General features: G+C 67.7%; 13 protein-coding genes and 2 pseudogenes. 6 read left to right on the forward strand and 9 right to left on the reverse strand.

Features of this window, described 5'->3' with window-relative positions; genetic code table 11:
• The 7 genes and pseudogenes from lepB to rpsP form a co-directional block, all read right to left on the reverse strand.
• Positions 1-711, reverse strand: coding sequence for a signal peptidase I (lepB, locus tag VV01_RS11150; protein WP_082220936.1), 711 nt, complete (start codon positions 709-711; stop codon positions 1-3).
• Positions 712-755: 44 nt separating this feature from the next.
• On the reverse strand, positions 756-1118 hold the full coding sequence (gene rplS / locus VV01_RS11155; RefSeq protein WP_050669948.1) for a 50S ribosomal protein L19: 363 nt from the start codon (positions 1116-1118) through the stop codon (positions 756-758).
• Between the two features lie 182 nt (positions 1119-1300).
• A complete protein-coding gene (trmD, locus tag VV01_RS11160) occupies positions 1301-2473 on the reverse strand; it encodes a tRNA (guanosine(37)-N1)-methyltransferase TrmD (RefSeq protein ID WP_050669949.1) in 1173 nt (390 codons plus the stop codon).
• Entirely contained in the window at positions 2473-2985 is a 513-nt protein-coding gene (gene rimM, locus VV01_RS11165; protein WP_050669950.1) for a ribosome maturation factor RimM, read from the reverse strand. Before rimM ends, trmD begins: the two co-directional genes overlap by 1 nt.
• Positions 2986-3113: 128 nt before the next feature.
• Entirely contained in the window at positions 3114-3356 is a 243-nt protein-coding gene (locus tag VV01_RS11170) for an RNA-binding protein (protein ID WP_050669951.1), read from the reverse strand.
• Positions 3357-3359: 3 nt separating this feature from the next.
• Positions 3360-3503, reverse strand: a pseudogene (locus VV01_RS25020) (sunset domain-containing protein); the annotation flags it as partial.
• 111 nt (positions 3504-3614) lie between these two features.
• A pseudogene (gene rpsP, locus VV01_RS11175) lies at positions 3615-4067 on the reverse strand (30S ribosomal protein S16); the annotation flags it as partial.
• A 310-nt stretch (positions 4068-4377) separates the two neighbouring features.
• Between rpsP and VV01_RS11180 the strand changes: the two are divergent.
• From VV01_RS11180 to VV01_RS23315, 4 genes are all read left to right on the forward strand, one after another.
• The gene (locus VV01_RS11180; RefSeq protein WP_050669952.1) at positions 4378-4860 is read left to right on the forward strand and encodes a DUF4395 domain-containing protein; all 483 of its coding nucleotides are present in this window, start codon (positions 4378-4380) and stop codon (positions 4858-4860) included.
• 211 nt (positions 4861-5071) lie between these two features.
• Complete coding sequence (locus VV01_RS22315) at positions 5072-5998, forward strand: DUF262 domain-containing protein (RefSeq protein ID WP_071606355.1); 927 nt, start codon at positions 5072-5074, stop codon at positions 5996-5998.
• Between the two features lie 105 nt (positions 5999-6103).
• Positions 6104-7150, forward strand: a complete 1047-nt coding sequence (locus tag VV01_RS11190; RefSeq protein ID WP_050669954.1) for an IS481 family transposase — start codon at positions 6104-6106, stop codon at positions 7148-7150.
• 442 nt (positions 7151-7592) lie between these two features.
• On the forward strand, positions 7593-7961 hold the full coding sequence (locus VV01_RS23315; protein WP_157508805.1) for a hypothetical protein: 369 nt from the start codon (positions 7593-7595) through the stop codon (positions 7959-7961).
• Positions 7962-7984: 23 nt separating this feature from the next.
• On the opposite strand, the gene VV01_RS11195 is transcribed toward VV01_RS23315, so the two are convergent.
• Positions 7985-9505 carry a helix-turn-helix domain-containing protein gene (locus VV01_RS11195; protein WP_157508806.1) on the reverse strand — a complete coding sequence of 507 codons (1521 nt, stop codon included), beginning with the start codon at positions 9503-9505 and terminating at the stop codon, positions 7985-7987.
• 213 nt (positions 9506-9718) lie between these two features.
• On the opposite strand from VV01_RS11195, the gene aceA reads away from it, so the two are divergent.
• Together aceA and aceB are read left to right on the forward strand one after the other, a co-directional pair.
• Complete coding sequence (gene aceA, locus VV01_RS11200; RefSeq protein ID WP_082220938.1) at positions 9719-11041, forward strand: isocitrate lyase; 1323 nt, start codon at positions 9719-9721, stop codon at positions 11039-11041.
• 139 nt (positions 11042-11180) lie between these two features.
• Positions 11181-12860 (forward strand): malate synthase A, encoded by a 1680-nt coding sequence (gene aceB, locus VV01_RS11205; protein ID WP_050669956.1) that lies wholly within the window; start codon positions 11181-11183, stop codon positions 12858-12860.
• Between the two features lie 40 nt (positions 12861-12900).
• Here aceB and VV01_RS11210 read toward each other — a convergent pair whose 3' ends face one another.
• Positions 12901-13623, reverse strand: a complete 723-nt coding sequence (locus VV01_RS11210) for an alpha/beta fold hydrolase (RefSeq protein WP_197275025.1) — start codon at positions 13621-13623, stop codon at positions 12901-12903.
• Between the last annotated feature and the right edge of the window lie 4 nt (positions 13624-13627).

Genomic DNA, 13627 nt, shown 5'->3' on the forward strand with positions numbered 1-13627 from the left:
TCAGTCATGCGTCGCCCCAGCCCGGTCGTGTGCAGGTCGCGAGGGCAGGCCCCCGAGATCGGTCAGCGGCCAGTATCGCCCCACCACCTTGCCGACGACCGCATCGGCCTCGACGGTTCCGCCGCCCGGGTCGCCCAGGTGGGACCGGGAGTCGTCGGAGTCACCGCGGTGGTCACCCATCACCCACAGCCGTCCGGCCGGCACCTCGATGTCGAACGCCGGCCCGGCGGCCTGCGTGTCGGCGTACGGCTCGTCCAGGCGGGTGCCGTTGACGAACACCTGGCCCTGGTCGTCCATGCGCACTCGGTCACCGCCGACGCCGATGACCCGCTTGACGTAGTCGGACTGTCCGCTGCGGAACCCGAACGCGTTGCCGACCGAACGGACCATCGACGAGAGCCCGCTCGCCTCGGAGGCGTCACGACGAGGGCCGAACGTGCCCGTCCCGTCGAACACCACGACATCGCCGCGGCGGATGTCATCGGCTGCGGGCTTCCAGACGACGATCCGGTCACCGGTACGCAGGGTCGGGCTCATCGACGCCGACGGCACCGAGAACGTCTCGACCAGCAGGCCGCGGGTGAGCGTGACGACCGCGAGGAACGCGAGGAGGAGCACCGGCCAACGGCGCCGGACACGCGACGATGGCGTGGCCTCCGGGGAGTCCACGCCATCGTCGGATGCGTGCTGGGACGCGAGGTGCTCGGTCATCGTGCGGCGAGACTAGCCGCCGATGCTGAGAGCACGCGGGAGGCTCAGGCCTTGGCGGCCGGCGTCTCGCGCTTCTCCTTGATCTTGGCGGCCTTACCGCGCAGGTCGCGCAGGTAGTACAGCTTGGCGCGGCGGACGTCACCGCGGGTGACGACCTCGATCTTGTCGATGACCGGGGTGTGCAGCGGGAACGTACGCTCCACGCCGACACCGAACGACACCTTGCGGACCGTGAAGGTCTCACCGATGCCGGAGCCGTGACGACGGATCACGACGCCCTTGAAGACCTGGACACGGGAGCGGCTGCCCTCGATGACCTTGACGTGGACGTTGAGGGTGTCACCGGCGCGGAACGCCGGGATGTCCTCGCGCAGGCTGGCCGCGTCGAGCGCGTCGAACTTCTTCATCGCGTGCTTCTTCCTTGGGGCGCCGCAGGCCGCCACCGTCTCGAGTTGAGGGTGGTGCGTCGTCGTGTGGTGTGTCGACCTCATGACCCGGACGGGCCACTCCCCCTGCGGCGGGGGTCGAACCGGTACGCGACGCGAGGGTCAAGTCTGCCAGAGCCAGGCGCTGCGGCGAAATCGAGGCGTCACACCCGCCGACGCCTGCTGAGGGCGACCGTCCCCGGGTGCGGGCTGGTCGGGAGCGCGCGGTAGCCGGCCTTCTTGTACATCCGCAGGTTGGCCTCGCTGCCGGCGCCGGTGAACAGCGAGTACGACGTCGCGGCCGTCGGCGCAAGGGCCTCGATGTGCTCCAGCAGCCAGCGGCCGAGGCCCCGGCCCTGCAGATCGGGGGCCACCATGAGGCGGCCGATGTGCCAGACGTCGCCGTCGAGCTGTCCCCGCACGGAGCCGACCAGCCGACCACCGGCGCGCAGCACGTAGGTCTGCCAGTCACCGAGTGAGGCCGTCAGTGACGCGACCGTCTCGTGCTGGGCAGGGATCTGCAGCGTGTCGTTGGCGATCCCCTCCTTCAGCCAGCACGCGTGTGTCAGGGTCAGCAGCTCGCCGACGTCGCCGGGAGTCGCGGGCGCGAGCGCGGCAGCGTCCAGGTCACCGGCCGCCACCGAGGCCGAGGCGTGCAGCAGGTCGGGACGACGGGCGGCCGTCCGCTCGAGCCGCTGCTGATGTCGCCAGGCGGCGATGCGACCGTGGTCACCGGACAGCAGCACCTCGGGCACGGCGCGGCCGTCCCAGACCGCAGGTTTGGTGTAGACGGGGTACTCCAGCAGACCGTCCTCGTGCGACTCCTCGACGAGTGACGCAGCGTTGCCGATGACCCCGGGCAGCAGCCGGGCGACGGCCTCGACGATGGTCAGCACGGCGACCTCTCCGCCGTTGAGGACGTAGTCGCCGAGCGACACCACCCGGACGTCGTACGCGGACCGGGCGTGGTCGTACACCCGCTCGTCGATGCCTTCGTAGCGCCCGCAGGCGAAGACGAGCCAGTCGCGCTCGGCGAGCTCTCGCGCCATGGCCTGCGTGAACGGGGTGCCCCCGGGCCCGGGCACGATCAGCGTGGGTCGCGAATCTGCTTGTGCTGCAACATGATCCAGCGCTTCACCCCACGGCTCGGGCTTCATGACCATGCCGGCCCCACCGCCGTACGGTGTGTCGTCGACGGTGCGATGCCGGTCGTGGGTGAAGTCGCGCAGGTCGTGCACGTGCAGGTCGAGCAGGCCGTCGCGCCGAGCCTTGCCGATGAGGGACAGGTCGAGCGGCGCGAGGTAGTCGGGGAAGATCGAGACGACGTCGAGGCGCATCAGTCGTCCAGGTTGAGCAGGCCCGGAGGCGGGTCGATGACCACACGGCCCGCGTCGACGTCGACCTCGGGGACGATCTCCTCGACGAACGGGACGTAGGCGGTGCCGCCACCGGTCTTGCTGATCTCGAGCAGGTCCTGCACCGGACGCGGGTGCAGAGCGACCACCTCACCGACCGCACCACCGTGGGTGTCGACGACGGCCAGGCCGATGAGGTCGTCCTCGTACCAGGCGTCGTCGTCATCGTCCTCGGCGTCGGGCTGCGCGAGCAGACGAGTGCCACGCAGCGCCTCGGCGGCCGTGCGGTCCGGCGCCTCATCGAAGGCCAGCAGCTGAATACCGTTGTGCAGCCTGGCTGTTCGCAGCGTCAGCGGCCCCGTCGAGGCCGGGTCGGTGGCGAACACCGCACCCTTGACGAAGCGCTCAGCCGGCGAGTCGGTGTGGACCTGCACGGTCACCTCGCCCTTGAGCCCGTGCGGTTTGCCGATCCGCGCCACCACCACGTCGTCCATGGGCGCATCCTCTCAGGTGTCGTACCGGCCGTCGGCGACCGGAGAAATGCACGAGAGGTACGCCGGGAGCCAGGCTCCCGGCGTACCTCTCGTGTGCTGCAGGTGACCGCCCGCAGGGGCGGACGGGCTCAGCGCAGGCGGTCGGTGTCGACGATGTCGACACGGACGTTCTTGCCACCCGCGAGGGCGGACACGACCGTACGCAGGGCCGATGCGGTGCGACCGGAGCGACCGATCACGCGGCCGAGGTCGTCGGGGTGGACCCGGACCTCGAGCAGCTCACCGCGACGGTTGTCCTTGTGACGGACCTGCACGTCGCCGTCGTGGTCGACGATGCCCTTGACCAGATGCTCCAGGGCCTCCTCGAGCACGGATCAGGCCTCGACCTTCTGAGCGGCCTCGCCGCCGGCCGGCTCGAAGCCCGCGGCCGCAGCGGCCTCAGCGGTCGTGAACCAGACCTCGGCCTCGGTCGCGTCGTACCAGCGCGAACCCGCGACGTGGTACTTCATCGAGTCCTTGTTGCCCTTGACGGTGAAGCCCTCGGGGGCCGAGCCGTCAGCGGTGGGAGCAGCGGAGTCGGCACCGAAGCCACCGTCAGCGGCAGCGGTGTCGGCAACAGCAGCGGCCTCGGCCGGCTTGTCGGCCTCAGCAGCCTTCTCCTCGGCGGGGGCGTCGGCCTTCTTCTCGGCCTTCTTGCGCGCGGTGGTGGCCGAGCCCTTGCCCTGGTCGTCACCGGCGTTCTGCGACGCGGCCAGCGCGGCCTCGTACAGAGCCTTCTTGTCGGCCTTGGGGGCGGCGGTCTTGAGGGTGCCCTCGGCGCCGGCCTCGCCCTTGAACTTCTGCCAGTCACCGGTGACCTTCAGCAGCGCGGCGACCTGCTCGGTCGGCTGCGCGCCGACACCGAGCCAGTACTGAGCGCGCTCGGAGTCGATCTCGATGAGGCTCGGCTCCTCCTTGGGGTGGTACTTGCCGATCTCCTCGATGGCGCGACCGTCACGCTTGGTACGCGCGTCCATGACGACGACGCGGTACTGCGGGGTGCGGATCTTGCCGAGGCGCTTCAGACGAATCTTGACGGACACGTGTGGTGTCTCCTGTTTCTGTGTCAGATGAGGCACGGCGAGACCGGGTGGGGAACACACGGGGAGCCGCAGCTCGGGGGTAGACGTGCGTCCGCGAGGTAGAGGGCTCGAGGCGCACGGGTACGCCGTCCAGTGTGCCAGAGCGCGCCATCCCGGGCGAATCGGCGGCTCAGGGCGGCCGACCTGCCCGGCCGAGTGCGCATGTCGTGCTGGTTGGAGGCCTGCTCAACCAGCACGACATGCGCACTCGGCGAGGAGATGGCGTGCGATAGGTGATCGATGTCATCACGTTCGGTTATATGATCCGGTCGTGACTCTGCTCGGATTCCCCAACCCCGTCAACGAGAAGGCCGCGCGCACGGTGGCGGCCGTCGTCGCCGCCACCGGGGCCGTCGTGCTGGCCACCGGCTGGCTCTGGCTGCTGGTGCCGCTGGCGTACGGGTTCATCGCGCGCGTGCTCACCGGGCCGCGGCTGAGCCCGCTCGGCGCCCTTGCGATGAAGGTCGTGGCACCTCGACTCGGCGAGCCGCGGCCGTCACCCGGGCCTCCGAAGCGGTTCGCTCAAGGCATCGGCGCCACACTCACGACCGTCGCAGCAGTCGGTGGCCTGGCGTTCGGCTGGACGACGCTCGCCCTCGTCCTGACCGGCGTGCTCGTGGTGTTCGCGACGCTGGAGGCGGCGCTGGGCTTCTGCGCCGGCTGCTACGTGTTCGGGCACCTCATGCGGCTCGGCGTGATCCCCGAAGAGACGTGCGCGGCGTGCAACGACATCCGCCTGCGTCAGCCGGCCTGAGCGGCGAGCGCCGGCGACGGCTTCCCCAGCAGCTCTCCTACGTTGCGTCTGCTAGGTCCACCCATGGCTTTCCACGTCAAGTCCGACCCGCCGCCACGGCGATCAAACACTGAGTTTCGACCCGTGAGTTCAAGTGCGGCGTCCTCCGAGGCACTAGCTCGTTTGCCGTTCCACGTGCGTCCAACGCGCTCCTTCTGCCAGGGTGTGACTCATGGCCGACCTCGACTCTCAACCCAAATCAGTCCAGTCGCTGTACACCTGGTTCAGCAGCGGGAAACTTTTCGTAAACCGTAGATATCAGAGAAAACTGGTCTGGACGCTCGAGGAAAAGCAGCGCCTTATAGATTCGATCCTCAAGCAGTACCCCATTCCGGCGATCCTCCTTGCTGATCGCGAGGAGGGTGGATATGAGATCATTGATGGCCTGCAGCGACTCCACACCATCGTTTCCTTTATCGAATCGTCTTTTCCAACCCTCGATGGAACTTACTTTGATATCGGGAAGTTTCCGACCGCGAACGAGCGCCTCGAGAATGGGGTATTCACCGCACACTCGGGACCGCGAGTTTCATCCACAGAAGTTAGCAATCTCCTCGACTACAGTGTCGCCGTATCAGTCATGCGAGGATCAACCGAAGGTGATATCGATGACGTGTTCGGTCGCATTAACACGTACGGTCATCGCCTGAGCGACCAAGAGCGACGCCAAGCGGGCGTTAGGAGCAGCTTCGCAGAAATGGTGAGGGAACTCGCCTGCTCTATGCGAGGCGACACATCAACGGACTTCCTCGACCTCTCGAAAATGCCGTCCATCAGCGTGGACCTCCCGAAGTCGAAGCACGGATACGAAGTGCGCGCAGACGAGATCTTCTGGGTGACGGAAGGAATCCTTAGGTCGACGGATCTTCGCGACAGCATGGACGAGCAGTGCCTTGCGGACATCGCGGCCTGCATTGTCGGCGGGAAACTCATCGAGCGGTCGAAAGATGCGCTCGACAGCATCTATGGGGGCGACAAGCAGGAGTACGACCGAATCGACACAGCCCTCACCGTCTACGGAAAGGAAAAGCTGTCGGATGAAGTTAAGTACTGCATCGATGAAGTCCGCAAGGTCACGACCAGCTGTTGCGGCGCATGAGGTTGGTGACACGGCCGGGTAGCTAAGGGCGGGCAGGTCCCTGCGGCGACAGGATGAAGGTGTCAAGCCGTTCATCACGTCGAGTCAGCCGAAGGAACCTGCCCTATGCCCCACAGTAAAGCCGCCCTGTCGTTCGAAGGACGTCGTCGCCTGGTGCGCCGGTGCCAGCACCGCCCGATCGCGCACGTCGCAGCGGAGGCCGCGGTCTCGCGGCAGTGCTTGTCGAAGTGGTACGCCCGGTGGCGTGAGCACGGCGACGAAGGGTTGCACGACCGGACCAGCCGGCCCCGCCGTTCCCCGACCGCCACACCGCCGCAGGTGGTGGAACAGGTCATCGCGTTGCGCAAACGCAAGTGGTCCGCGCGGCGGATCCATCTGGAGCTGAGCGCCCAGGGCGTCAGGATCGCGGTGTGCACGATCAGCCGGATCCTGGTCCGGCACGGACTGAACCGGCTGCGGCACCTGGACGTTGACGGGGAACCGTTGCGGGCGCCGGGAAAGATCACTGCCCGGTACCCCGGGCACATGACCCACCTGGACGTGAAGAAGGTCGGGCGCATCCCCGACGGCGGCGGGTGGCGGGTGCACGGTCGCGGGTCGGCCCAGGCCAAGGCCGCCGACCGGGCCAAGACCCGTGGCGCCCGCACCGGGTACACCTACCTGCACTCCGCCCTCGACGGGTTCTCCCGGCTGGCCTACACCGAAGCCCACGACGACGAGAAGGCCGTCACCGCGATCGGGTTCTTGTTCCGTGCCCGGGTGTTCTTCGCCGCGCACGGCATCACCCGCTTCACCCGGATCGTGACTGACAACGGGTCCTGCTACCGCGCCAGTGCGTTCACCCGGGCCGTGCACTCCTTCGCGGCCAAGCATCAGCGGATCAAGGCGTTCACGCCCAAGCACAACGGCAAGGTCGAGCGCTACCAGCAGACCTACACCCACGAGGTCCTCTACGCCGCCGCGTACGAGTCCGAGCAGCAGCGTCGCGACCAGCTCCAGGTGTGGCAGGTCCACTACAACTACCATCGCCCCCACACCGCCGCGGGCGATCAGCCGCCGGCCTCACGACTGCCAGCCGGCGTCACCAACCTCATGCTCAGTTACAACCAGCGGGCCCCAGCAGACCAGGCTAAAGAACCTCGTCTTCGCTAAGCCCACCAATAACGCGTTCCCCGCTCTCTTCGCAACCCTTGTCATCGCCTTCCATCAGGTCCTGATCGGACAACGAAAGAGAATCGCCAACTACGCAGGGATCAAGTCTGCGCTAAAGAACCTCAACACCCGCATCGACACCGGGCGCGGTTCGACCACAGTCGGAGAGCGACAGAAGAACGTCGATGCAGTAAAGGGGCTTCTGCAAGATCACCTCGCAGACAGCAACCTCTCCGAGGTCTATAGCAATCATTCAATAACTGACATCGATTCAATCATTCGCCGGTCGGAAATTGAACTCCCCGAGTATGAGTTGAAACAGGGAATACTAAATCTTTCTGGAGACCGGAAAGTAAATTCCGAGGTCTTCGCGAAGGTCATCCGAACCATATGCGGCATTGCAAATAACGGACCCGACCGCGGCGGAAGCATCATCATCGGCGTGACAGACAAGCCATCTGATGCCGACCAGATCGCCAAGCTTGACAAAACAGATCCGCGCACGGTTGGCAGTCGCAAGGTTGTCGGCGTCCGGCGCGAGGCCAGCCACCTTGGCGAGACGCCAGAGAAATACTTCAGCCGCTGGAAGAATGCGATCAAAGATTCGCAACTGAGCAGTCCTCTGAAGGAAGACGTGTTATCGAGCATCTCGTATCACGACTACTTTGGCCTTGGCCTCATTCTGATCGGGGTACCCGCGCAGAAGAATGTGAGCTACGTCGGCAAGGAAATCTACACGCGCAGCGGCGACGACACCGTCGTGGCCTCTGACGGAATGTCAATCTCTGGCGTTATCCAGCGCTTCACGTAAGCAATTGGGTGCCTGAGCCGCGATCATCCGGTCGGTGCGTGCCGCTCCAGGAAGTCGTAGACCTCGGTGTCGTCGACGCCGGGGAACACACCGGGCGGCATCGCGGCCAGCAGGTGCGAGTGGGCGCGGGCACTCGGCCAGGCGTGGCCCTCCCAGCGCTGCGCGAGGCCGGCGGGCGGCTGGGCGCAGCAGCTCGGGTCGGGGCAGCGCGACTGCGAGCGGTGGGTGGCCTCGCGCCCGCGCATCCACTTCACCGACTGGTACGGCACACCCACGTTGACCGCGAACAGCCCGTCGGCCGTGCGGTCGACGACGGCGGTGCACCAGTACGTGCCCGACCTGGTGTCGGTGTAGGCCTGGAACGCCTGGCTGAGGTCGGGCTGCTCGAAGACCCGACGCGCCGTCCACTGCCGGCACACGCGCTGCCCCTCGATGGCGCCGAGCGCGTCGCGCGGGAAGCTCACGCCGTCGTTCTCGTAGGCCTTGTAGATGACACCGTCACGCGAGATGCGCATGAAGTGCACCGGGATGTCGAGGTGCCGTGTCGCGAGGTTGGTGAAGCGGTGGGCCGCTGTCTCGTACGACACCGCGAACGCGTCGCGCAGGTCCTCGATCGCGATGTCCTTGGCCTGCTTGGCGTCGTGCAGGTGGGCGACCGCGTCGCGTTCGGGCATCAGCAGCGCGGCTGCGAAGTAGTTGATCTCGACCCGCTGCGACAGGAACTCGGCGTAGTCGGCCGGCACCTGATGGCCCAGGACGAGGTGACCGATCGCCTGCAGCGCCAGCGAGCGCGAGTCGTGCTGCCCGGCCTCGGGCTGCGGCAGGTAGACGCGCTTGTGGGTCATGTCGGTGACCGTCCGCGTCGACCCGGGCAGGTCGGAGGTGTGCACGAGGTTGTAGCCGAGGTGGCCGGCGAGCCGGTCGACGGCGGCGCGGCTGATCGGCCCGCCCGGGTGCTTGATCGCGGCGAGCAGCTCGCCCGCCGCCTCCTCGATGTCACCGAAGTAGTTGTCGGCCGCGCGCATCCGCTCGCGCAGCTCGGCGTTGGCCATCCGGGCGTGCTCCGGGGTGGCCGCACGCTCGGCCTGCGCCGACGCCATCGCCTCGTGCATCCCGACGAGAGCCTCCAGCGCCTCCATCGGCAGACGCGGACCGATCTTGACGGCCGGCAGCCCGAGCTGCTGGTAGGAGTCGGCCCGCTGCGCCCGCTCCAGCCGGATCTCCAGGGCGGCCCGGCGACTCGGCGGCGCCGTGGCCAGGAGGTCGGCGAGCGGCGTACCGAGGGCATCTGCGAGCGCGGTCAGCACGGACAGCCGCGGCTCACGCTTGCCGTTCTCGATCAACGACAGCGCTGAGGCCGACATGCCGACCACCTCGGCGACCTCGCCGAGAGTGCGACCGGCCTCCTGACGCACGTGCCGCAGGCGGCGGCCGATGGTCAGGGCGTCGGGAGCGGGCTTGCGGTTCTCATCGGGCACGGTGGCCGCCCGAGGCTGCGTCAGCCGGCCCACCACGGGCGCGGTTGCGGAAGAAGCGCGATTCATGACACGGGAGTCTGCCCGGTCTCGGCGTGAAAGGGTGGCCATTTCGCCACAATAGCGAAAGAATCGCATTTTTTTACATTGCAGGACCCGTTACTTCCGCGTACCCGTCGGCCACAGTGGACGTCATCGCAGGACGCCGACGTGGCGTTCAGCGGATGTGAACCGAAGGGCAAACCGGCCAGCGGCCGGATGCGAAAGGACTGACGCGGAGCCATGACCTCCACCGTGAACGAGACCGAGCAGCTGAGCGAGCAGGGCCTGGACCCCCGCGCGACTGCCGCCGCCGAGATCCAGAAGGACTGGGACACCAACGAGCGCTGGAAGGGCATCGACCGCACGTACTCCGCGGACGACGTCGTCAAGCTGCGCGGCAGCGTCCAGGAGGAGTTCACCCTGGCCCGCCGTGGCGCGGAGCAGCTCTGGAACAAGCTCCACACCGAGGACTACGTCAACGCGCTCGGCGCGCTGACCGGCAACCAGGCCGTCCAGCAGGTCAAGGCCGGCCTCAAGGCCATCTACCTCTCCGGCTGGCAGGTCGCCGGTGACGCCAACCTCTCGGGCCAGACCTACCCCGACCAGTCGATCTACCCGGCCAACTCCGTGCCGGCCGTCGTCCGCCGCATCAACAACGCTCTGCTGCGCGCCGACCAGATCGAGTACTCCGAGGGCAAGAAGTCGGTCGACGAGTGGGTCGTGCCGATCGTGGCCGACGCCGAGGCCGGCTTCGGTGGCGTGCTCAACGCCTACGAGCTCATGAAGTCGATGATCGCCTCCGGCGCCTCGGGTGTGCACTGGGAGGACCAGCTCGCGTCCGAGAAGAAGTGCGGTCACCTCGGTGGCAAGGTGCTCATCCCGACGCAGCAGCACGTGCGCACGCTCAACGCCGCGCGCCTGGCCGCCGACGTCTCGGACGTGCCGTCGCTGATCATCGCCCGCACCGACGCCGAGGCCGCGACGCTGATCACGACCGACGTCGACGACCGCGACAAGCCGTTCATCACCGGTGAGCGCACCGCTGAGGGCTTCTACAAGGTCAAGAACGGCATCGAGCCCTGCATCGCTCGTGCGAAGGCCTACGCGCCGTACGCCGACCTCATCTGGATGGAGACCGGTACGCCGGACCTCGAGCTCGCCAAGCAGTTCGCCGAGGCCGTCAAGTCCGAGTTCCCCGACCAGATGCTGGCGTACAACTGCTCGCCGTCCTTCAACTGGAAGAAGCACCTGGACGACGCCACGATCGCCAAGTTCCAGAATGAGCTCGGCGCGATGGGCTTCAAGTTCCAGTTCATCACCCTGGCCGGCTTCCACGCCCTCAACTACTCGATGTTCGACCTGGCCCACGGCTACGCCCGTGAGCAGATGAAGGCGTACGTCGAGCTGCAGGAGCGCGAGTTCGCCAGTGAGGACCGCGGCTACACCGCGACCAAGCACCAGCGTGAGGTCGGCGCCGGCTACTTCGACGCCGTTGCCACCGCGATCGACCCGAACAGCTCCACCACGGCGCTCAAGGGCTCGACGGAGTCGGCTCAGTTCTGATCTGAGCTCGCTCCACCGAGAACCACCTGGGTCCCCGCGGTCACCTGGCTCCGGCCGCGGGGGCCCAGGTTTTTCGTTTCATCAGCAGCACCCGGCTCCACCAGCACGAACCGACGAACCACAGCGAAGGAGGACCATCATGACCACCACGATCCGCGGCACCATGCACCCGCGATTCGACGAGATCCTGACCCCTGAGGCGGTGGCCTTCGTCGCCGCGCTCGACGGCGCGTTCGCCGGACGCCGCGCCGAGCTCCTGCAGGCGCGCCGCGACCGCGCGCGTCGCATCAGCGCGGGCGAGAACCTCGACTTCCTGCCCGAGACCAAGAACATCCGCAACGACCCGAGCTGGACCGTGGCCGCGCCCGGTCCGGGCCTCACCGACCGTCGCTGCGAGCTGGTCTCCCCCGCCACCCGCAAGATGGGCGTGCACGCCCAGCGCTCGGGCGCCCAGGTGTGGCTCGCCGACCTCGAGGACGCCACAGCCCCCTCGTGGGACAACGTCATCTCGGGTCAGGTCAACCTCCACGACGCCGTGCGCGGCCGGCTGGACTACACCGACGAGGACGGCCAGACCGAGCACGGCCAGCTCAACCCGCCGACGATCATCATGCGTCCGCGCGCCTGGCACCTGTGCGAGAAGCACATCGCCATCGACGGTCGTCCGATCTCCGCGAGCCTGGTCGACTTCGGTCTCTACTTCTTCCACAACGCCCAGGCGCTCATCGACGGTGGCGCAGGTCCGTACTTCTACCTGCCCAAGATCGAGTCGCACCTGGAGGCCCGCCTCTGGAACGACGTGTTCGTGATGGCGCAGGACCTGCTCGGCATCCCGCAGGGCACGATCCGCGCGACGGTCCTCATCGAGACGCTCACCGCGGCGTTCGAGATGGACGAGATCCTGTACGAGCTGCGTGACCACGCCTCGGGCCTGAACGCCGGCCGCTGGGACTACATCTTCAGCTACATCCGCACCTTCGCCCAGCGCGGTGACGAGTTCGTGCTGCCCGACCGCGACAAGGTCACGATGACCACGCCGTTCATGCGGGCGTACACCCAGCTGCTCGTGGCGACCTGCCACAAGCGCGGTGCGCACGCGATCGGCGGTCCTGCCGCGGTCAACCCGACCCGTCAGGACGAGGAGAGCCGCCACCGTGCACTCTCGCAGGTGCGCGCCGAGAAGGAGCGCGAGGCCGCCGAGGGCTTCGACGGCTCGTGGGTGGCGCACCCTGCGGTGGTCGAGACCTGCCTGACGGCGTACGCCACCGTGCTCGGCGACCGCACCTGCCAGCGCGACGTGCGCCGCATCGCTGACATCTCCGCACGCGACCTGGTGTCGCTGGACGGCATCCAGCAGCAGATCAGCCTGCAGGGTGTGCGCACCAACGTGACGGTGGCGCTGCGCTACCTCGCCTCGTGGGTGGCCGGCACGGGTGCAGTGGCGATCGAGCACCTGATGGAGGACGCCGCGACGGTCGAGATCTCGCGTGCCCAGCTGTGGCAGTGGGTGCACCACCGCTCGCAGCTCGCCGAGGGCCCGCAGGTCACCCGTCAGCTGGTCGAGCGCGTGATCGACGAGGAGATGACGCGCCTGACCCGTGGTCAGGACGAGTCGACGGTGGCGCGCTTCGAGGCCGCCCGCGACATCCTCACCGCGTCGGCGCTGGACGACTACCTGCCCGGGTTCTTCACCAACTACGGCTACGTCCGTTACCTCACCGACCGTCCGCTGCGGATGAAGGGCGCACTGACGCCCGACGACCTGCGTCAGTCGGAGAAGGTGCCGGCCGACGCGCACGGCAACGGATCGGCTGCCTGACACACCCTGTCGACGGTGGTCATCGACCGAGGTCCGCGCCTCAGTCGGTGACCACCGTCTGTGTGTCCGCGGCCTCGGCGAACTCGGTGACCAGGGTCAGGGTGCGGCTCGGCGGCTCCCACAGGTTGCTGTGACCGCGGCCCGGCACGACCGCCCGGCGTACGTCGGGCAGCAGGTTGGCCAGCTGCATGCTCATGCGCGGCGGCACGAGAGCGTCGTCCGCGCCGTGGACGAGCAGCGTCGGCAGGTGCACGGCGCCGATCTTGGCGATGCTGTCGAACCGGTCCCGCAGCAGCACGCCGGGGTAGCCCGGGACGTGACGCCTGAACATCGCCAGCATCGAGGTGAACGCCGAGATCAGCACGAGCCGACGGCCATGCCCCCGCGCGGCCATCTCGACCGCCACCGCGGTGCCGAGCGACTCGCCGACCAGGACCGGCCGGCGTACGCCGTGCTCGTCGGCCAGGTGGTGCAGCATCGCGTCGACACGGTCGTAGATCGCGTGCTCGGTGGTCCTCAGGTGCGAGAGCAGGCCGTAGCCCGGGTACTCGATCGCGACGAACGACAGGCCGCGGTCAGGGACGAGCTCGGCGAGCGGCCGGATCGTCGCGAGGTCGGAGCCGTTGCCGTGCAGGTAGACCACCGTCGTGGCATCCGGTGCGGCCGCCCTCGCGATGTAGGCGACTCCCCCGGCGTGCTCGATGAGCTCGACGCCGGGAGGGATGTCGCTGGGCTTGGGTGCCGGGAAGATGAACCGCCTCACAGGC

Source organism: Luteipulveratus halotolerans (genome assembly GCF_001247745.1).
Classification (GTDB): domain Bacteria; phylum Actinomycetota; class Actinomycetes; order Actinomycetales; family Dermatophilaceae; genus Luteipulveratus; species Luteipulveratus halotolerans.

Bases quoted from the DNA above. Each gene is read 5' to 3' on its own strand.
- lepB (WP_082220936.1), bottom strand. From the start codon at position 711: ATGACCGAGCACCTCGCGTCCCAGCACGCATCCGACGATGGCGTGGAC.
- rplS (WP_050669948.1), bottom strand. From the start codon at position 1,118: ATGAAGAAGTTCGACGCGCTCGACGCGGCCAGCCTGCGCGAGGACATC.
- trmD (WP_050669949.1), bottom strand. From the start codon at position 2,473: ATGCGCCTCGACGTCGTCTCGATCTTCCCCGACTACCTCGCGCCGCTC.
- rimM (WP_050669950.1), bottom strand. From the start codon at position 2,985: ATGGACGACGTGGTGGTGGCGCGGATCGGCAAACCGCACGGGCTCAAG.
- VV01_RS22315 (WP_071606355.1), top strand. From the start codon at position 5,072: ATGGCCGACCTCGACTCTCAACCCAAATCAGTCCAGTCGCTGTACACC.
- VV01_RS11190 (WP_050669954.1), top strand. From the start codon at position 6,104: ATGCCCCACAGTAAAGCCGCCCTGTCGTTCGAAGGACGTCGTCGCCTG.
- VV01_RS11195 (WP_157508806.1), bottom strand. From the start codon at position 9,505: ATGAATCGCGCTTCTTCCGCAACCGCGCCCGTGGTGGGCCGGCTGACG.
- aceA (WP_082220938.1), top strand. From the start codon at position 9,719: ATGACCTCCACCGTGAACGAGACCGAGCAGCTGAGCGAGCAGGGCCTG.
- aceB (WP_050669956.1), top strand. From the start codon at position 11,181: ATGACCACCACGATCCGCGGCACCATGCACCCGCGATTCGACGAGATC.